Source organism: Lysinibacillus sp. FSL K6-0102, from assembly GCF_038003545.1.
GTDB classification, from domain to species: Bacteria; Bacillota; Bacilli; order Bacillales_A; family Planococcaceae; genus Lysinibacillus; species Lysinibacillus capsici.
This window is the reverse complement of the sequence record NZ_JBBOPH010000001.1, coordinates 4,368,832-4,390,819: the sequence shown is the minus strand read 5'-3', so window position 1 is coordinate 4,390,819 and position 21,988 is coordinate 4,368,832. Positions and strand designations below refer to the sequence as shown.

Genomic DNA, 21,988 nt, shown 5'->3' with positions numbered 1-21,988 from the left:
TAGCCTGCAACGGAAATGCATTTTCATCTTTTATAAAAATGCTATTGATCGCTTTGTTTATCAACACTATGTAAAGAAGTCGTTTTATTACTCAAAAAGCAGGTCACAATCAGTGTGACCTGCTTAGCTAGGTGTATAGGTTAATGTGTAATAGATGGTTTTCTCCATTTACTAAATGTCGAATCCATATTAAAGGATATGGTGTTCTCATTAATGGACAAGCCTGAGATGCTGGTATTACAGAGCTCATCCAAACTATCAGAATGATTGTTATTATTAGATGCATTAGCCGCCATTGCTAGCCCTCTTGCATTAATAATTGTGTCATGTGGCGTTACATATACTATAGGGGAATCTATATTTAATCCAAAAGTGAAAGGATTGACTAATGACATAGTAGAAATACTTTCGTTTGATATTCTAATAATGCCATATTGCTCAATATAATAATCTCGTTTTTGTTGAAATGTATCCTCAAATCCAGGAATATCACTAATATATTTTGAATAGGGTGAAATATTTTTATATGCAGCCAGTGTATCTTGATATGCTTTTACTTCAGATTGAATAATAATTTGTTCAATTCGTCGTTGATCATTGCTAGGCTGTTTAATTGTAATTTCTTCAGCTGAGACAGAGATATTACATGAAAAAGTAGCCGTAAGTATGAAAACATTTTCATTCAATTTTAAGTCACTCCCAGTACAAAAAGATTTCATGTTCATCAATCTATCCTGACTTTATAAATATATTTTATTGCTAATCTAAGCGTAACATCTGTTAGAGCGCCATTTCAATGGTAAGTTTACGCCACTTTAATGGCGGTACTTGGTTCTCTACCGCCATTTTTTTAGTAATAATTAGCAAAAATCTGGCGTGGTTTGTATGAATAACGCCATTTTTTGGCGGTCTCTCTCTTTATAAAGGAATTAATGGTATTTAATGTATTATATAATTGCGTGACTAGTATTAATTCCCACTAATCTATATAATATCTAGTAATACACTAGATAGGAGAGAGGACTATTGAAGGATTTAGATGTGCGCATCAATGAATCATTAGACATCCTTATAGAAAATGAGCTATTACTTGGACCAGAGCTAAAATTAATGCTAAAAAGCTTTAAAGAAGAAAAAACAACAGTAGGTTTTTCCTTTGGTAAAATGTGTTTTTGGCATTATGAAGCATTTTCAAGTAGTATAAATCCAGATATCTACAAGGTAGCTGCTGCAATTGAACTTTTAATACTGTCTTTTGATATTATTGATGATCTGCAGGATAAAGATTCAGACTATAGTTGGAACAAAACACCTGAATTATCATTAAATGTTGCTTTAGCTATGCTGGTCATGGCATCTAAAACAATAGATGAAACCTCTTTTGAACATAAAAGAGCGGCTATAAAGCTAGTTGATGAATACGCATTAAAAAGTATAAATGGACAGCAATTAGACTTATTAAATAGTTGTCGCGATGAAGATTCCTATGTAAAAATGATTACCTTGAAATCCGGCTCATTAACAGCGATGGGTTGCTTGGTTGGCGAAGTACTTGCAAAAGGAGAAATATCTCAAGAAGTAGAGGAATATGGGAAATACATAGGGATCATCCAACAAATTAAAAATGATATTCAAAGCTTAAAGGCGTGGGGTCCTAAAAATGATCTGCTAAATAAAAGGTATTCTCTTCCTATTATTTATCTATTATCACAGAAAAATGATGTTTCAAAATCTGTTTCTAGCTATTATAATAATGATATAGTTACAGATTTGGATAATAATGCAACAGAAGACGCGTTGACAAATGGTGGGGCGATACGTTATGCCATTACCATAAAAAACGTCTATAAATTTAAAGCATTGAATTACCTGGAAAATGTAGCTATAAATCAGGTAGGTAGAGAATACCTACAAAAACTATTGAAATGAGGAGAGATAAGAATGATTAATGTAATCCAATATTTAGAGCAAAATCCAAGCCTAGTTGCACTATTAAAAGATCAAAAAGCCTCATTAGTTGGAGTTTCATCTGTAGAGCAAACAGCAATTTTAGAAGCATTTAACGGTGAAATGAATACAGAAAGTGATATTTGGAACTAAGAAAGTTGCGAAGTAAGTTGTTTTGGCCCGCTATAATTTTCTATTTAATTATTGGTTTTTATTTAAATTATGTGAATTATAGCGAGCCTTATATACAGATTGGTGTAGAAGAAGAGAATGACAAATGGGTCATTTCTCAACTTTATTATAAAGACTGGGCAGAGGGTCAAAATATTTCTGTTGGTGATGCAATTTTAACTGTAGATCATGAACCCATCAATGAATTAAATCAACTGAGATATAAATCTAAAATTTTATCTGCTAATGAAATAACAATACTGAAGCCCGATGGAGATCTAATCAATATACATATTAAGCATTTGGATATCCCTCAACAATTTATCTATGTATTAATCATTCCAGCTTGTTATTATTTATTAACATTATTTATAGCGTTTTATTTACATTTCAAACAAAGGAATACAAAATTAGCTGACTTACTAATTCTTTTTATGTTAACGGTTTCTTTGGCCTATGTAAGTAGTGGTGTCTCTGGTAGAATGGATACGATTGGCATTATCGTAAATCGAAGTAGTATGCTGTTATGTTTAGTTATACTGTTACATTTTTTGAGAAATTATTATTCATTTGTGAAAACAAATTGGGTGTTTACAAATAATATCAAGCTCTTTTATATACTTCCTTTCATAGCTTTTGTATTAGGATGTATGGGTACTATTTATCCTGCTTCAAATGATATTCTTTCCAATGTTATATTGGCTATTTTCTTTATTCTCCTAGTGATCATCCTTAGTATTTTATTAATAAGCTATTTTAAGTACAGCTCACCTCAGTTGAAGATTTTATTAAATAGTATATTAATTCCGTTTCTACCATTTCTTTTTTTATATGCACTCCCTAAAATTTTTTTTCATACGTATATACTTTCATCTGAGATAAGCTCATTATTTTTATTGCTTATACCCTTTAGCTTTATTTTTACGCAATTAGCAGAGAGATTATTTGATATTGAGTACCATATTACAAGATTACGTTATTATGTTATATTCTCTTTAATCTTTACTGTATGGTTTACAGTGGGACTATATTTTATTGCAGGGCGTTATTTAACCATGACGGTTATGTCAGGGGTATCTTTCTTTACATTTTCTTCATTAGTCATACTTTTTTACGTAAAAGAGAAGGTCGATTATCGCAAGCGGAAAATATTATTTTCCACAAAGGGTGACTATATTCATCAGCTATATACAGCCGTAGATAAAATTGGGAAAACAATTAAAATTGACGAACTTTTAGAAAAGTTTGCTTATGAGGTTTCCATGCATCTGGAGTTAGAGGATGTTTTTGTCTTAACATATAACTATGACAAAAATGAATTCATACCAATAGCTGGTGAAAGTATTACGATAGATCCTGACATAATGGAAGATATCAGATTAGGTGAAATACGCAAAATTGACAAAGTTTATATAGCATTCCTCCATCAGGATGCACATTTTAAAAGAGCTTTAGTGCTAGGGCATAATAATACGATTCATTTAAAAGATGAGGAGCTTTTATGGCTTGAACTGCTCTTATTATATGTAAATAATTTTATTGAAAATACCAAGATGGTGGAAGAACTGCTAGAGGAACTAAAGCATATGAAGCAAGCTGATGATGGTCAGTTACCATGGCTGAATAAGCTATTATGGCTAAGATTTGAAGAAGAAAAATACCAGTTAGCTCAAGAGTTACATGACACCAATTTACAGGAGCAACTTCATATAGCCCGCGAGGTGGATGTCCTAGTAAATGCAAAAAATACAACGGATATTCAAGAAAAGCTTGCGAAAATTCATAAACAAATGGTTGCATCCTTACATGAATTACGTACTTATTGTGAAAACCTAAAACCACCGTTATTAGATACATTAGGTTTAAATGCAGCTTTGGAAAAATTGATTCGGAAAGTTCAAGAAAGAGCTAACTTCGTGCTTATTTACACCATTGACCGCCTTTATTTAGAGGATGAGCGTATGAATTTAATGATTTATCGTTTATTCCAAGAGTTACTTAATAATGCGTTGAAGCATTCTTATGCAGCATCAGTTGAAATTCATTTAAAAGAAATGAACGATGGTTTCGAAATTATTTATAAAGATGATGGTGTAGGCTGTAATGTAGAGGACATTATAGTAGCCGAATCAATGGGCATTCAAGGTATGCAGGAGCGTGTAAAAGCGTTTAACGGACAATTTACTATTGACTCGAATATCAATGAAGGGATGTTTATTAGAATCATGGTGAAAGAAGGGAGTGAAACACTTGATTACGATGCTCATAGTGGATGATCACCCTATAGTGTTAGAGGGAACTAAAAATTTATTTCAAGAGAATGAAGATATTATCATCGATACGGAAAGTGATGCAACTTGTGTCATTCAAAGGATAAAGAATAAACCGTACGATATCTATCTAATAGATATCAATATGCCATTAGAAAATGGAATTAACCTAGCCCGTAATATCAAGGCTATTCAGTCAAATGCTTCAGTTATTCTTTACACAGGTGATGATATTACGGATTATTATCCACTCATTTTAGAAAGAAAAATAGAAGGTATTTTAGCTAAAACAGCTTCGAAAGAGCAAATATTAAGAACAGTAAGGGCAATTGCAAACGGTGAAATTGTTTTACCTAAAAATTTCTTAGATTTTCTGGATGATAAATTTAAACTGCAAGGTGCTAAAGATATTCACTTAAATGAAAAGGAAAAGAAAATTCTAAGACTCATTGCAGAGGGCCATACAAATAAAGCTATCGCTATTGAATTAAATATTCCTCAACGTACAACGGAAAGATATTTAACTCAACTCTTTTCTTTGTTAAATGTAGATTCACGAACAGAAGCTGTAAATCTTGCAGAGAGAATGAATTTACTCTAAACTATTTCTATGTTATACTGTTGGTATATTTTTCAATTAATAGGGGGCATTATGGGAATTAAATATCCTATATATTTCCTTAGTAAAATAAAACCATATCCCTGTACTAAATTACCTATAAAATATGATAGACACCGCCAAAAAAGTGGCGGTGTTTTTTTGTAACCGCCAAATCACGCCAAAAACTTGTCTGAATCACGCCAGAAAATTGGCGTAAACCCGAAGTTGAAATAACGGTATAACTACTGGTACGCTTAAATTAACAGTGGTTAAGTAGATTTGCTTTAGTGAGTAATATATAAATCATTTTATTAAATAAGCAGCCTGACTATCTATGAATAAAGTAGCGTTAGTAGATTGTAGAATGTTACTAGCTAGTCAATATACTTCACCATAAAACTTTATAAAGGTAGGCGTGTATTGTGAAAGTAGAACTTGAAAATTTGTTTTCCATAGATGAAACTAGTCAAGATCAAGTTATTAACGTTTATAATCGTCATGGTATTGCTATTGGTGCGCCTGAATTGAGAAAAAGAAACTTAAAAACTAAATTTAATCCTATTTTTACATTAAATGAAGATGTAACATACGAGCAGGTAACAGCTTTATATGAGTCATTAGAGCGTGAATTTGGAATCGTTTCAATTGGAGAACGTTTTTATTTTGAATTTTCAGATTTAGAGTATGAACGAGCACCATTATTTACTTTAAATTCAACAGGTAATTCACCAGAAATGTTCTTAGAAGATAAGGGGACACTATTTTCTTTGAGTACACATTGTAAGTGTTGTGGGCTCATGGATAAAGAGCAGTTATCACCAATAGTTATCGATACTACGCAGATGAAAGATCGTCATTTAGTGCATGTAAATGGTTATTGGGTAGCTTCTGAGGAACTAGTATCATTAATGAAAAGAGAAAAACTAGAAGGCTATGAGCTTTTAGAGGTGATCCATCAAGGTCCGGAAGAAGGCAAACAGCCAGCTTATCAAATTATTCCTATACAAATGCTCCCTGAGTGTAGTAAGGACAGGGTTAAATTATACTTTGCAACTGAGCAACCTCCGTGCAGTTGTGGTTTAAATGGTGTCATTAATGGTCCTGATATTTATCATCATGAAGATTTGGAAAACTTAAAAGGGGATGTTTTCTACTCAGCCGAGTGTAGTCATGATGGAAGATATCTATATAGAAAGACTTTGTTTAGTAAAAGATTTAGAGAAACTATTATAAAATATGGTATTTCACGTGAGGTTAGAGGAGAAAAGGATGCAAACTTTGGTCCAAAAGATTGGCTTTTTGATCCAGTGCTAATTAAGTAGTCAAATTTGGACTAGTAAAAGAATAAGGGAGTGTTTAGGATGTTTAGAAGAATACTACCTATAGTAGCCATTTTATTCATTGTTGCATTGGCCGTTTCCAATTACTTTAACAAACCAGAAGAAGAATCAGTCACTATTTATCAAGAGGTCAATGGTGTATACCTTTCTTAAAATGATGGCCTATATTTCATTCAGAAAAGATTTATTTGTGTTATGATGTGAAGGACATAGCATGAATGTTTTTTGAGGTGAAAAAATGAAAAAATGGGCATATCCATTAGCAGTCTTAACGTTAATTGTCTTTATTGTATTAAGAGCCACCTATCAAAGTCAGCTGATGAATACATTTGATGCAAAGATGGCAGAGCTTTTTTTTGGTAATCGATTTATTGAGATTTTTCATTATATAGGTGAGCCTAAATTTGTTGTTGCTGTTGCAGTAGTTTTAATGGTGTATTTAGCTTGGAAGGAAAAAAATTATCGAGGTATGCTATTTGTTGTCCTAACTTTTGCGGCAGGCAATGTTCTGAACCAATTGCTAAAAAAATGGGAGCAGCGTCCACGACCTGAAATTGAGGATCAACTGACATCCTTTAGTTTTCCATCTGGACATTCGATGACTGGTATACTTTATTTATTTACACTTGCTTATATTTTAGCGGAGAATAGTAGTAAAGGACGTAAAATCCTTCTGTGGCTTGGGGCAACAATTTTAATGGTGCTTATTGGTTTATCACGTATTGCAGGAGCTCGACATTTTGCTACAGATGTACTTGCTGGTTGGAGCATCGGCTATACTTGGTTTATCATCTGTGTCATTTGGTACGAACGGCGTAAACGTTTATTTCAATCTAATCATAAATAAAAAGACAGGCAGTATCTATTTCTTATGATAGATACTGCTTTTTTACATTTTACCGAGACATTGTAAAGAATGATATTTGCCTCATAAAAAAGAATTGCGTATAGGAAACTTCTACGTTAAGATGAGTACAATAAGAAAAAGAGCAAAGGAAGAAGGGTATGGACGGAAATGTTTTACTGGCATTAGGATTAACTCTGTTTGCTGGACTTGCAACAGGTGTAGGTAGTTTAATAGCATTTTTTACATCAAGAACAAATACAAAATTTTTATCATTAGCATTGGGGTTTTCAGCAGGGGTGATGATTTATGTATCCCTTGTAGAAATATTTGTGAAAGCTAAAGATGCTTTAACCAATGCATTAGGTACAACTAATGGCTATTGGATGACAATCCTTGGATTTTTCGGTGGGATGTTGTTTATTGCCTTAATTGATAAATTCATTCCGAAGGCAACTAATCCTCATGAAGTAAAGCTGGTAGAGGATGTTAATGCCATCAAACCACAGGTTAATGAAGAACATTTGATGAAGATGGGCGTTTTTACAGCCCTGGCGATTGGCATTCATAATTTTCCTGAGGGGATCGCTACATTTATGTCAGCTATTAATGATCCGAATGTAGGAATTGCTATTGCCATTGCAGTTGCTATTCATAATATTCCAGAAGGCATTGCTGTATCTGTTCCTATTTTCTTTGCAACAGGTAATCGAAGGAAAGCCTTTAAATTATCCTTTTTATCAGGATTGGCAGAGCCTGTAGGCGCATTAGTAGCTTTTTTGCTTCTTATGCCCTTTTTAACAGATGTCATGTTTGGGATCGTTTTCGCTGGGGTTGCAGGGATAATGGTCTTTATTTCACTAGATGAATTGCTACCGGCTGCACAAAGATATGATGAAACACATTTGTCGATGTATGGTCTAGTAGGGGGAATGGCAGTCATGGCCATTAGCTTAGTATTATTAGCATAAGTAAGTAGGAAAAGGGAGACATCTTTGTAAAAGTGGCTCCTTTTTCTTTTTTCTATTAGCGTGTAACAACAGCTTCTTTTGACTCCACTAGCTCTTGTACTATTTTTAGACAATCATGAAATGTGGTAAAAGGTCTATATGGAACATGAAGCTCTTCACAGCGTTGGATAAGATGATCTCTAGCTAAAACAATATCTGCTAGTTTAGCTGCCTCAAAATCTGATAGAGAATCACCAATTACAATTTTATAATGATCCTCCTTGGCAACCTTCCGCATTACGCTTGGTTTACAGCAGCCGCATCCTTGTGTGTTGTATTTAGCGCATTCCTCATCGCAGCTATTTGGGTAGATCAATTCTATTTGTTTACCAGAGAAATCTGCTCTATTACAGTAAATGCCTGAAAAAGGACCAAATTTTTCAACTAAAGGCTCGATGAAAAAATCAACTCCGCCACTTACAATATAAAATGGAATATCGTTGTTTTGAGCATAGCGGGCAAAATCACCAAATCCCTCACGTATGACTGCCGACTCCATCAGGTATTGAATGACTTCATCTTTTTGATGAGTAGAAAGTAGGTGAAACATTGCTGATAGCCCATCTTTAAATGAAATGGTTTGTTCCATCATCGCTTGAGCAATTTTCTCAGATTCTTCTGGTACAAATTCAGTCATAAGTGAAAAGATGTTATCTGTTTCTGTTATCGTGCCATCGAAATCACAGAATATAATGGGTTTCAAAATAATTCCTCCTTAGGAAAGCGCGTATAAAAAGTTTAATTCTATACTTCTATAATATTAGTTTTATCCAATCTTGCTTTCAAGAAAAAACGCCTACTATTAAAGTAGACGTTTCACACATTCATTGACTTGTACACCATGTTCATCAGCATTTGTTAAAATAATTTGATGCTCTGGGAATTGCTTTTTCATTAATTCAACGAAGTCAGAGGCAATAGCAGAAGGAATAATAGAAATCATTGTTGGTCCAGCGCCACTTAGAGCAGTACCGTATGCACCGTTCGATTTTGCAGCCATACGAATTTCTTCATAAGCAGGAATTAGCTTTGCACGAAACGGTTCATGAAATAAATCTTCCTCCATATAACGCCCAGCACGTTCAAAATCTCGCGTCATTAAAGAAGCGGCTAACATATTTGCATTTGCTGAGGCATGAACAGCATAGGAACGGTTAAATTGCTCTGGTAAAACAGAACGGGATTCGCTTGTTTTTAATTCAACATCTGGTACATATACCACAAAGGAGGCATCGATATCATTGATGTGGAATGTATCGACTATGCCATTGTCATCCATCGAAGAAATCGTTAATCCTCCTAAAACTGAAGCAGTTGCGTTATCTGGATGTCCTTCAATTTGTGAAGATAGATTGAGTTTATCTTGAATTGTTAATTCCAGCTCGCAGACTTGGTTAGCAAGCTCAATACCTGCAACAATAACTGCTGCACTGCTGCCAAGTCCACGTGCCAATGGAAGTTCACTAGCCATCTCCACACGACAAGCCGGTAGCTGTTGACCATTTAGATCTGCAGTTTTTTTAGCAATGACGTATAGTAAGTGTTCTTCAAGCTCAAACTCTTTAGGACCATTATCATCAAGATGAATAATTTCCCATTGTTCTTGCAAGGTAACAGAAAGCTGTAAGTAAAGAGACAAGCCAAGTCCTATTGAATCAAAGCCTGGACCTAAGTTGGCTGTGCTTCCAGGAACTGAGATTTGCCACATTTTACTCATAGTACACCCTCAATATATGCACGAATTTCTTCTTCATCGTTTTTAAGGGATACGACCTCTACAGTGGATACATTCATGGCTGTATCAGGATCTTTCAGGCCATTCCCTGTAAAGATTGTTACAACTTTGGCGCCTTGAGGGATTTTTCCATTTGCAACAGATTTCATAACACCAGCTAAAGAAGCAGCAGAGCCAGGCTCAACAAAAATGCCTTCTGTACTTGCGATTAATTTGTAGGCTGCTACAATTTCTTCATCTGTAACAGAATCAATGATACCACCAGATTCATCTCGAGCAGCTTCTGCCAATGTCCAGCTCGCAGGATTGCCAATACGAATGGCAGTTGCCACTGTCTCAGGATTAGCAATTGGCTCACCTTTAACGATTGCTGCAGCACCTTCAGCTTCAAAGCCATACATTTTTGGTAGACCACAATTTTTTGCAGCGTGATATTCTTTAAACCCTTTCCAATATGCAGTAATATTACCTGCGTTCCCAACTGGAATACACAAATAATCAGGTGCTGAACCTAAGGCATCTACGATTTCAAACGAAGCCGTTTTTTGACCTTCGATACGGTATGGGTTTACAGAGTTAACAAGTGCAACTGGTGTCGTTTCACTTACTTGGCGAACGATATTGAGTGCATCATCAAAGTTTCCATCAATTTCAATGATCTTTGCCCCATACATTGTTGCCTGTGCTAGCTTTCCAAGAGCAACTTTACCTTTTGGAATAACAACGATTGATTGGATGCCTGCACGAGTTGCATAGGCAGCCGCAGCAGCGGAAGTATTTCCTGTAGAAGCGCAAATAACGCATTGACTTCCATCCTCGATAGCTTTTGCAACAGCAAATACCATTCCTCGGTCTTTAAATGAGCCAGTTGGATTTGCACCCTCAATTTTTCCGTAAAGCTCAATGCCTAGTTTCTTAGATAAGTTCACTAAATGTATAAGAGGCGTATTGCCTTCGTTTAAAGTTAAAGCAGGTGTATTTTCAGTTACGGGTAAAAATTGTTTATATTCTTCAATAAGGCCTTTCCACATAACGTAACGATCTCCTTTTGTTCTTATAGAAAGAACAGTTGTTTTTGTATAAAAGACATTTTAACGCAAATAGCACTATTATTTCAATACCATTTCATTAATTGTCGAAACAATTCGGTAATTTGAATAGTACTTGTCACTTTCTTGAAACAACTGTATAGTAATCTTGTAATGTAAAGTCATGTGTAAAGACAGGTGGTTAGAATGACAATAAATACAGTAGTAACAAAGAAACCTCAGCAATCCATTTCCAGAAATAAGTTATTGGGTGTAGCGGGGGTTGGGTGGCTCTTCGATGCAATGGACGTTGGTATATTATCCTTTGTCATTGCAGCATTGGCCGCTGAGTGGGGACTATCACCAAGTCAATCTGGTTGGATTGGTAGTATAAATTCTATCGGGATGGCTGTAGGAGCTCTCTTTTTTGGTGTGTTTGCTGATAAAGTAGGTCGCAAGCAAATATTTATGTGGACACTTGTCCTTTTTTCTATTGCAAGTGGTTTATCCGCTTTTACAACAACATTAACTGCATTTTTAATTTTACGGTTTTTAGTAGGGATGGGGCTAGGAGGAGAATTGCCTGTAGCTTCAACACTTGTATCTGAAAGTGTGGCTGCCAAAGAAAGAGGTCGTGTGGTTGTATTACTTGAAAGCTTTTGGGCAGCAGGTTGGTTAATAGCGGCAATTATTTCGTATTTTGTTATTCCCACATGGGGATGGCGAGTAGCCCTTATACTAACAGCACTTCCAGCGTTTTATGCTATTTATCTTCGTTGGCATTTGCCAGATTCACCTCAATTTACGGTGAAGGAAGAAGCGAAAAAACGGAGCATTGGTCAAAATATGAAAGAGGTTTGGTCAAAAAAGTATGCTCGTTCTACATTTATGCTGTGGCTATTATGGTTTACGGTTGTATTTTCGTATTATGGCATGTTTTTATGGTTGCCAAGTGTGATGGTAGGGAAGGGCTTTGACATGATTACAAGCTTTAAATATGTTTTGATCATGACTTTAGCTCAATTACCAGGTTACTTTACAGCCGCTTGGTTTATAGAAAAGTTTGGGCGTAAATTTGTCCTTGTTTCCTATCTAATTGGTACTGCAGCGAGTGCTTATATTTTTGGAAATGCAGATACTTTAGCCGTATTGCTAACTTCAGGGATGCTTTTATCTTTCTTTAACTTGGGGGCTTGGGGAGCATTATATGCTTATACACCCGAACAATACCCATCGGTTATACGTGGAACAGGTGCTGGTATGGCAGCAGCGGTTGGACGAATTGGTGGTATTTTTGGGCCGTTGCTCGTTGGGTTTTTATTAACGGCAGGCTATGATATAGGTTTTATCTTTGCCATTTTCTGTGGAGCGATTATTATCGGTGTTGTAGGGGTCATCTTCCTTGGTAAGGAAACGAAGCAGCTTGAATTAGAATAGTATGAAATAGAATGTCCTGGATCAAAGAATTGATCCAGGACGTTTTTGTCTGATTTCGCTTAAATAATACATAAAAATTAGCTTTTATTAATTTTTATTCGATTTTACTGATTTATTTGTTAAAATGACAAATCAATATAAAATGGTTAAAGAGTAAATCAAATTGTTTTATTAGCAGGTTAATGCGATGAAGATTTTTCAGAAAAGTCATTGTATTCAAATTGTAATCGTGATACTGTATTTTTAATCGAATTTTGAGTCAGTAGGAAACAATCTCCCGTTCGTGATAAGGTCATTGAAAGAAAGGTTGTTAGGAATGAGTATTCATGAAGATATAAAGAAAAGGTTTGTAAGGCTGTCAAAGGGCCAGCGTAAAGTAGCACAATTTGTAATGGATAATCCCACAACAGTAATTGCTAATGGAGCAGCAGAGGTTGGCAGATTGGCTAATGTAAGTGAATCAACCGTGATTCGATTTTGTTATGCTATGGATTTGTCAGGGTATGTAGAACTACAAGAGCAAGTTAGAGGCTTTATAATGTCTCAAGATGTAGGTGCAAATCTACAGCCTACATATACTGCTAAGAAGCTGACTAATTCTAGCTTTGGTAAGGTGATGCAACGAGATAGCCAAAATATTCAAGAAACAATTCATTTGATTAACGATCAGCAGATCCAAAAATGCTCAAAATGGATGCATGAAGCAGACAATATCTATATTCTAGGTACTCGTCACAATGCATCTGTTGCAAATTGGCTATCTAATACATTGAAAACACTTCGTGCTAATATTAAGCAGCTTCGTTTAGACTCAGATGATTTAGTGAATCAAATAAACAGTATGGGCGAACATACGACTTTAATTGTACTATCTTTTGATAAACAGATTGTGGATATTAAAACGATTGTTGAAATTGCAAAGGTAAAGAAAGTGAAAATTATTGCCATTACAGGTTCTGCATTTTCGCCTATTCGAGAATATGCCAGTGCATTATTTACCCTCGGTACCAAGAATCATTCTTCTCTAGACATTGCCCCAGTCTTGATTTCATTTTTGCATGCGTTGATAGAGGAAATGATAAGCCAGGATAAAGACCACTATGATAAATATCAGCAATTGTATGAGCAAGTAGAAAGTAATGTATTATTCTTAGATGCTATTAGAGAAAAGCAGGTATTTTAATGTAAATACGCATAGATAGTTGTTGAAACACACTATCTATGCGTATTTTTTTGAAATTTTCTATATAAAAAGATGTCCAAATAGTATTTAGACATCTAGGAAAAGTGAATTATAGAATTTTACTCAAGTTATATTCATTAATATAAGTATCATTTAATTTAATGGCATTTTTTCGAATGCCCTCCTGATGAAATCCTAGCTTTGTAAAGAGGTGTAAAGCTACATTGTTATGCTCCATAACAGATAACTCTAAACGGGAAATATCATGTTGTTTAGACCAACTTTCAACAGCTTTCATCAGTGCGGAGCCAATACCTTTTTGCTGATACTCTTCTTTCACAGCTAAACGAATAGAGGCAACATGTCTAGCTTTTGATTGTTTATATCCATGAATAACCGCATAACCCGCAAAAATTCCGTTTAGTACACAAAGTAGTATAGTACGGTTTTTTAATTGCTTCCAATAGGTTAAATTTTTACGAAGTTGTTGGACAGTGAGATCTAGCTCGTTTTGAACATTATACATGAAGTCAGTTTCTTGAAAAATCTCCTCTTGTAAATGAATGAATGATCTAGCATCAGATGCTTCAATTCCTCGTATTATGTATGCAGATGAATTCTCCTCACTATTAGAAGTGTTGTTTTCGGTAGACTTCATTTGCGTACGTGAGAAAGATACACTAGAACCTAGTTTAACATCAATGACATAATAGCCTGCATTTGTCCATGATAAATAATGTGAGAGAGGGGGCTTAGTTTTTTTCCACCAGCTTTTATTTAAGTAGGCAGCGTTCGGTAATGCTTGTCCCATAATGTTTTCTAATTCACCAAAGGATAAAGTAATTTCTTGTTGTAAAGCTACATCAAAATAGTTAGCTAAAGGAATGTACTTTTTTTCTATCTTCTTCGTCATCGTAATCCCCATTTCCTGAATATCCAAAAATATAGACTACCTGATGATAGCATAAAATTATGATGACTTAAATATGAAAACCCAACTAAATATCTATATAAACTAATTATTTTATAAAAAAGAGGCATTTTTACTATTGAATGTTAAAAATAGGTTGGTAAAAATAGAGAATTTTATAGAAGTAATTAGACCTATTAAAAGTATACATAGCAACTTAAGCTAGTTATAATATAGATATCTTATTTGAAAAGTATGTATTTAGAGCGCTATCATTATATTTGCATAATACAGGTTAACCGCAATTAAGCCTGTATGTTATTTCGAGAGTGAAGGTCAATGGCAAATACGCTGAGGCGAAATTGTTCCAAAGTTTCACTTTATCACTTGTCAGGCTATAAGGTATGATAAAATAAAATATAAATGTAAGTGCCATTTTAGGAGGAATTAATTCAATGAGTAAAGTATTAGTTTTTGGACATAAAAACCCAGATACAGACACAATCACGTCTGCAATTGTATATGCCTATTTAAAACAGCAAATTGGTGAAGAAGCTGAGGCGGTACGTCTTGGAGATGTTAATAATGAAACTCAATTTGCATTAGATAAATTTGGCTTTGAAGCGCCTCGTTTAATCTCTTCTGTAGTTGGTGAAGCGGACAAAGTTATTCTAGTAGACCACAATGAATTCCAACAATCGGCTGACGGTATTGAGGAAGTGCAAATTGCAGAGGTAATTGATCACCACCGCATCGCCAACTTCCAAACAGCTGATCCACTATATTATCGTGCAGAACCAGTAGGCTGTACGGCTACTATTCTTAAGAAAATTTTTAGCGAAAACGGTTTAGACATTCCTGCGAACATTGCTGGTTTAATGTTATCTGCAATTGTTTCAGATACATTATTATTCAAATCACCGACTTGCACAGAGCAAGATGTAAAAGCTGGTGAAGAGCTAGCAAAAATTGCTGGTGTGGAAATTGCAGAGTATGGCTTAGCAATGCTAAAAGCAGGTGCTGATTTATCTGATAAATCATTAGAAGATTTATTATCATTAGATGCAAAAGAGTTCCAATTTGGTGAGTACAAATCTGTTGTAGCTCAAGTTAATGCAGTTGATGTTAATGATGTTCTTAATCGTCAAGAGGAGTTAGAAATCCTACTCAATAAAAATGTTGCAGAAAATGGCTTAGATCTATTCTTCTTCGTTGTGACTGACATTTTAAATAATGATTCAACAGCAGTTGCAATAGGGCAAGTAGCAGAAGCAGCAGCAAAAGGATTCGGTGCTGATCTTATCAATAACCGTGTTGTATTACCAGGTGTTGTTTCTCGTAAGAAACAAATTGTTCCAGTATTAACAGAAGCTCTAAAATAAAAAATACAAAAGAGGTTGTCTATTTAGACAGCCTCTTTTTTTTAATCAAGTTTTAATGGCTGTACAGCAGGGCCTTCAAGCACCTCACCCTTAGCGTTAAAACGAGAACCATGGCAAGGACAATCCCATGTTTCATCAGCTTCATTCCATTTTGTTTTGCAGCCTAAATGAGTACAGGTTGGAGCAGTGGCATTCCTCATATACCCAGCTATATATTCCTTGGCAACAAAGCCTCCTACTTTCAGCATTTGCATGAATTGGGCACCGAATTTAGTACGTGATGGTGAATAAAGAGCGATAGCACCTTCTTCAATCTTTGAGCCTGTTAAAAGAGACGATAAGATATCACCTGCGACAAAGGAATTGGAGATTCCCCATTTTCGATAGCCAGTGGCAATTAATACGTTAGGTAAGGAGTTTGTAATTCTCCCAACATAAGGGACAATATCAGGTGTTTCTATATCCTGGGCTGACCATCGATAAAGTGGCTGTTGTTCAAAATGCTCCTTCATTTCATTGGAAATGGCCTCATAATATGGCTCAGTATGAACGGTCTCGCCAGCGATATGATTCGCCCCTCCTAAGACTAAATAATTTTCCTGATTGATCGTGGCAGTCCGTATCGAACGGGAAGGAAAATCAACTGATAAATATTGACCTTGCATAGTCTCAGAGGTTTTACTAGCAACCATATAGGAGCGACTATTGGATAATTTAAAAAGTTTAAGCCCTTTAAATGCTTCAATGGGATAATGTGAACATAAAATAAGTTTATTATATTGAACCGACATATTTTTTTCGGTATATAAGTTATTCTGTGGTATGTTTAATTGCTGAACACGGGTATTTGCATAAAGCTTTGCGCCCATCTTCTGCGCCTCTTTCGCAAGAAAATTACTTACTTCAACAGGATTTATTTGTGCTTGTTGTGTCATACATAAAGCTTTTGTAATAGGGAATGGGAGCTCTGTGTCAGAGGTAAGGTTAGACTTAATGTTTAAAACCTTATAGGCATTCCATTCTTTTAATAATTGTGCATAGCCTTCTTTTGTTTGACAGTATAACAGTGAATCCACCGAACGAACCCTGTCTGGTGGGAGTATTTGTCTAGCTTTATCAATGGCTTGTTGATTCAGTTGATAATAAAGCTGTGCCTCTTCTAAAGATAATTTTTCTAAAAGATTTGCATAGACAATGCTATGTTGGGCTGTTAATTTTCCTGTTGAATGCCCTGTCGTACCGTGACCAAAATGGGTATTTGCTTCGAGAAGAACTACATCCACACCTGCTTTTGCTAAAGTATAGGCAGTATATAAACCAGTTAAGCCACCACCGATTATACATACATCGCATGTTGTTGAGGAAGTAAGAGAAGATAAAGAGACAGACTCAGTTGTAGCAAGCCAAAGAGATTGTGTCATATAGAAACCTCACATTGTTTTTGTATTCAGTATGTAGAAGAACTTGAAAATTTATGCAGTGAGGCATTAAAATTGCCTTGTGATTTCAACTATCGCTACAATGTAGCAAAAGGAGTGAGTATGAAATGAAAATTGAAATTTGGTCTGACTATGTATGCCCATTTTGTTATATTGGTAAAAAACAATTAGAGAAAGCGATTGAGGATACTGGCTATTCGGGGCAGGTGGAGCTTGTCTATAAAAGCTACCAACTAGATCCAACTACTCCAATAGATTCGCATAGTACTGTCTATGAATCATTGGCAAAGAAATATGGAATGTCCTTAGAGAAGGCAAAGGAAATGACAGTGGGTGTAACAGAGCGTGCGAAAGAAGTAGGGCTAAACTACGATTTTAGCAATTTGATGGAAGAGAATACGCTAAAAGCACATCGGCTTGTAAAATGGGCTGAACAACAGGGAGATGTTACAGCTCTAGTGGAGTCACTTTTACACAGTCATTTTATTGAAGGAAAGCGTATCGGTCAAGATGATGTTTTATTAGAGATAGCTGAGAAAGTGGGCCTAGAGCGTGAAGAAGTTGCAAAGGTTCTTGCTGATGATGTTTATAAAAATGAGGTAGAAGCGGATATTCAAGAAGGTCTCCAGCTTGGTGTACGAGGGGTACCGTTCTTTGTCTTAAACCGTAAATATGGTATTTCAGGTGCACAACCGCAGGAGGTATTTGAGGATACATTGCGTAAAGTTGCTGAAGAAGAGGGCTTACAACCATCGCTAAAGATGGCTGGCACAGGTGATGCGGGTATTTGTACTGACGATAACTGTAAATTTTAGCTTACTAGAGAGAGGAGTAAGGCTTTCAACTCCTCTTGTTAGAATGGATGAAAGATAGAATATTTCAGTCAAAAGTCTGAGGCAAGTAGCATTGACATTTTAGATGAAATTTTTTAAGATAAACACATATCTTGAATTCGAGATATTAGATTTTGAAATTTAAGGGAGATTTTATATAATGAACGTTTTAGTAGTAAAAGCTAACAACCGTCCAGACGGTATTTCAACAAAAATGTATGATACTTTCATGGAAAATGTACAAGGTGCCAACGTAACAACTTTTGATGTATTTGCAGAAGATATGCCTTATTTTGGCCAAGATCTTTTCAATGCTTTTGGTAAAGTACAAAATGGTGGAGAGTTAACAGACATTGAATCACGTCTATTAGCTGCAAAACAAAAAGCAATGGATGCATTAACTGCTGCTGATTTAGTTGTATTTGCATTCCCACTATGGAACTTAACAATTCCAGCACCTTTACAAACATTTATTGACTATGTATACCAAGCAGGATTCACATTCAAATATGGCGAAAATGGTCAATTAATTAGCTTAATGACTGACAAAAAAGCGATTATTTTAAATGCTCGTGGTGGCTACTATTCATCACCTGAAGCTCAACCAATGGAAATGTCAGTAAACTACATTAAAAATGTAGTAGGTGGCGTATTCGGGATGAAAGTTATTGAAGAAGTGATTATTGAAGGTCACAATGCTTCACCAGATAAAGCGCAAGAAATTATTGCAAATGGCCTAGAAGAAGTGAAAAAGGTTGCTCAATCACTACAAACTGTGAATGCATAAAAATTATTTTTTATTAAAAGTCCTCTCAATTTTGGGAGGACTTTTTTTATTTTGTTAACAGATGTATGGTGTGGTATGGAGGTCGGACATATTGACAGTAACTAATTATTTTGAATTTACATTTACTAACATCCTATTTAATAGAAAAATAAAGAATAGTAGAAATCTATGATTTGGAGGGAAAGTAATTAACCATTCTTTTAAAAATACATATAATTAGGACTATATATTCAGTAAAAATTAGAATGGTTTTAATATAATAGAATTTGTAGGAAAATACTAGATTATTAAGGAGGTTGTTGTATGAATAAGAAATTAATAACTAATTTCTTGGCGACGTTACTAGTCCTTTTCGCGTTTATACCATTTGGAATTTCTGCTGATGCTGCTTCCAATGATGTAACACGCGCAGATTATGTAAAAGAATTAGTAGAAAATTTAGATGTAGAGATGGGTGACGGCTCTTCGCTTGCCTTTAACGATGTCTCTAAGGATTTAGCACCTTATGTAGAAAAAGCTGTTCAATTAAAACTTATTAAAGGGAAAACAGCAACGACATTTGGCCCAGATGACAAATTAACACGTCAGCAAGCATTTGTTATCTCTGCTCGTGGACTTGTTAGTGAAAACGCTTCCCTCAAAGTTTTAGAGCAATTTAAGGATGCAGATCAAATTGCAACGGCATATAAACAAGATTTAGCGAATGCTGTTGCAGCAAACATTTTACAAGCATTTGAGGATAATACTATTCGTCCTCGTGACTATGTGACAAAGGAACAGATGGAGAGTATTGTGGAGCGCTTTGTAGCAGAATACAAAGCACCTTCAACTGGTGTATCAGTTGATCTTCAGATTTTAGGGACAACAGATATTCATACCAATTTAGCTAATTACAATTACTATTTAGATGCTCCATCATCAGAGCTTGGGTTAGCTAATACAGCAACACTAATTGAGCAAGCAAGAGCTAAAAATCCAAACACATTACTATTTGATAATGGTGATTTAATTCAAGGCACACCACTTGGCTCATATAAAGCATTAGAAAGTGTTTTAAAGCCAGGTGAAGTTCATCCAGCTATTGCTGCACTTAATGCATTGAAATACGATGGTGGAACTTTAGGAAATCATGAATTTAATTATGGTCTAGACTTTTTAGATGAAGTATTAAACGATGCAAAGTATCCAGTCGTAAATGCTAATACCTATGATGCAAAAACAAAAGAACGTATGTTTACACCTTATGTCATTCTTGATAAAGAAGTGGTAGACAGTTCAGGTAAAAAACATACACTTAAAGTTGGTGTAACAGGGATTGTTCCAACGAAAATTGTTGAATGGGATGCCATTCATTTAGCAGGTAAAGTTGAAATGCAAGAGCCAGTCGAAGCTGTGAAAGAGGTAGTACCAGAAATGCAAAAGGCTGGAGCAGACGTGATTGTCGTTCTGTCACATTCAGGTATCGGTGAAGATACTTATGTGAAGGGTGCTGAAAATGTTGGTTACCAATTAGCAGAAATTGATGGTATTGATGCTTTAATTACAGGACACTCTCATTTAACATTCCCTGGTGACTATAAGGATTTGAAAGATGTTGACCAAGAAAAGGGTACAATTCATGGTGTTCCTACTGTTATGGCAGGTAGCTATGGTAGTCATCTTGGTGTAATTGATTTAAAACTAGAACAACAAGGATCTGAGTGGGTAGTGGTAGATGGTAAAGGTTCATTGCAATCGATCAAGCAAGAAGGTTTACAACCATCCACAACGGTTTTAGAGGCTATTAAAGAGGCACATGATGGCACATTAACGTATATCCGTCAGCCTGTTGGAGAAACAACTGCACCAATCCATAGTTATTTTTCAATGGTGCAAGATGATCCATCCATTCAAATCGTAACACAAGCTCAAAAATGGTTTATCGAACAAGAGCTAAAGGGTACGGCTGATGAAAAGACACCAATTCTTTCAGCAGGAGCACCTTTCAAAGCAGGATCACGTAATAATCCATTAGATTATACAAATATTCCTGTAGGACCGCTTGCTATTAAAAATATGGCCGACATTTATCATTATGACAATACTGTTGCTACGATTAAAGTGACAGGCGCACAAGCAATCGAGTGGTTAGAGATGGCTGCTGGTATTTTCGCAACAATTGATCCGACTAAAACAGAAGAGCAAAATATTATCGATGCAGAAGCACGTTCTTATAACTTTGATGTGTTAGATGGCTTAACATATCAAATTGATGTCACATCGCCAGCAAAATATGACCGCCGCGGTAATCTTACTGATGAAAAGGCAAATCGTATTAAGAATGTACAATATAATGGTAAACCAATCGATTTAAAACAAGAATTCATCATCATTACAAACAATTATCGTGTTGGTGGATCATATGGGGCGACATTTAAAAATGCAGAAGGCTCTAACATAACTAACTATGCTTATGAAAATCGACAAGCTGTTGTAGATTATATTATGGCGAATAAAACAATTAACCCAGCTGCGGATAATAACTGGTCATTTGTACCGTTCCCAGCCAATACAAAGGTTATCTACCTATCTGCAAAAGATGCACAAAAGTTCATACCAGCAGGTAGTGGTATTGAATATTTAGAAGATACAGAAGCTGGATTTGCTAAATATTTAATTAAATAAAAGAATAGGAAAAGGAGAGTAACGATAATCGCTACTCTCCTTTTTTATGTCTGTTGAATGAATGATACCGTGTACCTTGATAGGTTAAAATGCCAAGATCACCTTCTACAAGCTGACCATAATCGTAGCCATTCATCTTTAGTTCATGCCGTTCTCCGCTTTGCTCTTCAAACGTAACGTAGTAGGACGTAGATGCCCCAGAATTGTTAGATCCCCCACGTATATTCGTACGCTTTGTCACAACCTTAGCGGGTACCGTTAATATTGGTGAACGGTTGTTTTTAGACCAAGTGATAATACCGTTTACAATCATAAAGGCTATGCTCCCAAAAACAATAAAGAAGATGATGGTAATAAAAGCAGAGCCAAATAAAAAATCATTATCAAACCAAAACATAAATTCCTCC

The 21,988-nt window shown here is 35.4% G+C and carries 21 protein-coding genes; 14 read left to right on the top strand and 7 right to left on the bottom strand.

The window, feature by feature from the left end; genetic code table 11:
• Nucleotides 1-140: 140 nt before the first annotated feature.
• Nucleotides 141-686, bottom strand: coding sequence for a hypothetical protein (locus NYE73_RS22295; RefSeq protein ID WP_048394207.1), 546 nt, complete (start codon nucleotides 684-686; stop codon nucleotides 141-143).
• Nucleotides 687-1,026: 340 nt separating this feature from the next.
• Between NYE73_RS22295 and NYE73_RS22290 the strand changes: the two genes are divergently transcribed.
• From NYE73_RS22290 to zupT, 8 genes are all read left to right on the top strand, one after another.
• On the top strand, nucleotides 1,027-1,929 hold the full coding sequence (locus tag NYE73_RS22290; protein ID WP_066038010.1) for a polyprenyl synthetase family protein: 903 nt from the start codon (nucleotides 1,027-1,029) through the stop codon (nucleotides 1,927-1,929).
• Nucleotides 1,930-1,941: 12 nt separating this feature from the next.
• On the top strand, nucleotides 1,942-2,100 hold the full coding sequence (gene comX / locus NYE73_RS22285) for a competence pheromone ComX (RefSeq protein WP_054549612.1): 159 nt from the start codon (nucleotides 1,942-1,944) through the stop codon (nucleotides 2,098-2,100).
• Nucleotides 2,091-4,394: a sensor histidine kinase gene (locus tag NYE73_RS22280; protein ID WP_254660052.1), complete on the top strand. Its 2,304-nt coding sequence runs from the start codon at nucleotides 2,091-2,093 to the stop codon at nucleotides 4,392-4,394. The genes comX and NYE73_RS22280 overlap by 10 nt, the downstream gene beginning before the upstream one ends.
• A complete protein-coding gene (locus NYE73_RS22275) occupies nucleotides 4,360-4,989 on the top strand; it encodes a response regulator transcription factor (protein ID WP_254660053.1) in 630 nt (209 codons plus the stop codon). Before NYE73_RS22280 ends, NYE73_RS22275 begins: the two co-directional genes overlap by 35 nt.
• Before the next feature lie 422 nt (nucleotides 4,990-5,411).
• On the top strand, nucleotides 5,412-6,311 hold the full coding sequence (locus tag NYE73_RS22270; RefSeq protein ID WP_048394215.1) for a hypothetical protein: 900 nt from the start codon (nucleotides 5,412-5,414) through the stop codon (nucleotides 6,309-6,311).
• Nucleotides 6,312-6,350: 39 nt separating this feature from the next.
• Entirely contained in the window at nucleotides 6,351-6,482 is a 132-nt protein-coding gene (locus NYE73_RS22265; RefSeq protein WP_255349868.1) for a hypothetical protein, read from the top strand.
• 85 nt (nucleotides 6,483-6,567) lie between these two features.
• Entirely contained in the window at nucleotides 6,568-7,176 is a 609-nt protein-coding gene (locus NYE73_RS22260; protein ID WP_048394216.1) for a phosphatase PAP2 family protein, read from the top strand.
• A 158-nt stretch (nucleotides 7,177-7,334) separates the two neighbouring features.
• Entirely contained in the window at nucleotides 7,335-8,144 is an 810-nt protein-coding gene (gene zupT / locus NYE73_RS22255; protein ID WP_016992734.1) for a zinc transporter ZupT, read from the top strand.
• 55 nt (nucleotides 8,145-8,199) lie between these two features.
• Here the strand turns inward: zupT and NYE73_RS22250 are convergent, their stop codons facing one another.
• The 3 genes from NYE73_RS22250 to thrC form a co-directional block, all read right to left on the bottom strand.
• The gene (locus tag NYE73_RS22250) at nucleotides 8,200-8,886 is read right to left on the bottom strand and encodes an MtnX-like HAD-IB family phosphatase (protein ID WP_048394218.1); all 687 of its coding nucleotides are present in this window, start codon (nucleotides 8,884-8,886) and stop codon (nucleotides 8,200-8,202) included.
• 99 nt (nucleotides 8,887-8,985) lie between these two features.
• Complete coding sequence (gene thrB, locus NYE73_RS22245; protein ID WP_259950578.1) at nucleotides 8,986-9,900, bottom strand: homoserine kinase; 915 nt, start codon at nucleotides 9,898-9,900, stop codon at nucleotides 8,986-8,988.
• Nucleotides 9,897-10,949, bottom strand: coding sequence for a threonine synthase (gene thrC / locus NYE73_RS22240; RefSeq protein WP_004231969.1), 1,053 nt, complete (start codon nucleotides 10,947-10,949; stop codon nucleotides 9,897-9,899). The genes thrB and thrC overlap by 4 nt, the downstream gene beginning before the upstream one ends.
• A gap of 204 nt (nucleotides 10,950-11,153) precedes the next feature.
• On the opposite strand from thrC, the gene NYE73_RS22235 reads away from it, so the two are divergent.
• Complete coding sequence (locus NYE73_RS22235) at nucleotides 11,154-12,383, top strand: MFS transporter (protein ID WP_259950580.1); 1,230 nt, start codon at nucleotides 11,154-11,156, stop codon at nucleotides 12,381-12,383.
• A 316-nt stretch (nucleotides 12,384-12,699) separates the two neighbouring features.
• A complete protein-coding gene (locus NYE73_RS22230) occupies nucleotides 12,700-13,566 on the top strand; it encodes a MurR/RpiR family transcriptional regulator (protein WP_103118902.1) in 867 nt (288 codons plus the stop codon).
• A gap of 109 nt (nucleotides 13,567-13,675) precedes the next feature.
• Here the strand turns inward: NYE73_RS22230 and NYE73_RS22225 are convergent, their stop codons facing one another.
• Nucleotides 13,676-14,506 carry a GNAT family N-acetyltransferase gene (locus NYE73_RS22225; RefSeq protein WP_259956452.1) on the bottom strand — a complete coding sequence of 277 codons (831 nt, stop codon included), beginning with the start codon at nucleotides 14,504-14,506 and terminating at the stop codon, nucleotides 13,676-13,678.
• Nucleotides 14,507-14,931: 425 nt separating this feature from the next.
• On the opposite strand from NYE73_RS22225, the gene NYE73_RS22220 reads away from it, so the two are divergent.
• On the top strand, nucleotides 14,932-15,858 hold the full coding sequence (locus NYE73_RS22220) for a manganese-dependent inorganic pyrophosphatase (protein WP_054549605.1): 927 nt from the start codon (nucleotides 14,932-14,934) through the stop codon (nucleotides 15,856-15,858).
• A 41-nt stretch (nucleotides 15,859-15,899) separates the two neighbouring features.
• On the opposite strand, the gene NYE73_RS22215 is transcribed toward NYE73_RS22220, so the two are convergent.
• The gene (locus NYE73_RS22215; RefSeq protein WP_066038018.1) at nucleotides 15,900-17,279 is read right to left on the bottom strand and encodes an FAD-dependent oxidoreductase; all 1,380 of its coding nucleotides are present in this window, start codon (nucleotides 17,277-17,279) and stop codon (nucleotides 15,900-15,902) included.
• Nucleotides 17,280-17,404: 125 nt separating this feature from the next.
• Between NYE73_RS22215 and NYE73_RS22210 the strand changes: the two genes are divergently transcribed.
• From NYE73_RS22210 to NYE73_RS22200, 3 genes are all read left to right on the top strand, one after another.
• Nucleotides 17,405-18,112: a DsbA family oxidoreductase gene (locus tag NYE73_RS22210; RefSeq protein ID WP_112116765.1), complete on the top strand. Its 708-nt coding sequence runs from the start codon at nucleotides 17,405-17,407 to the stop codon at nucleotides 18,110-18,112.
• Between the two features lie 178 nt (nucleotides 18,113-18,290).
• Complete coding sequence (locus NYE73_RS22205; RefSeq protein WP_004231976.1) at nucleotides 18,291-18,917, top strand: FMN-dependent NADH-azoreductase; 627 nt, start codon at nucleotides 18,291-18,293, stop codon at nucleotides 18,915-18,917.
• A 303-nt stretch (nucleotides 18,918-19,220) separates the two neighbouring features.
• A complete protein-coding gene (locus NYE73_RS22200; RefSeq protein ID WP_112116763.1) occupies nucleotides 19,221-21,581 on the top strand; it encodes a bifunctional 2',3'-cyclic-nucleotide 2'-phosphodiesterase/3'-nucleotidase in 2,361 nt (786 codons plus the stop codon).
• 31 nt (nucleotides 21,582-21,612) lie between these two features.
• On the opposite strand, the gene NYE73_RS22195 is transcribed toward NYE73_RS22200, so the two are convergent.
• Nucleotides 21,613-21,978 carry a DUF2500 domain-containing protein gene (locus tag NYE73_RS22195; protein ID WP_048394234.1) on the bottom strand — a complete coding sequence of 122 codons (366 nt, stop codon included), beginning with the start codon at nucleotides 21,976-21,978 and terminating at the stop codon, nucleotides 21,613-21,615.
• Nucleotides 21,979-21,988 lie beyond the last annotated feature (10 nt).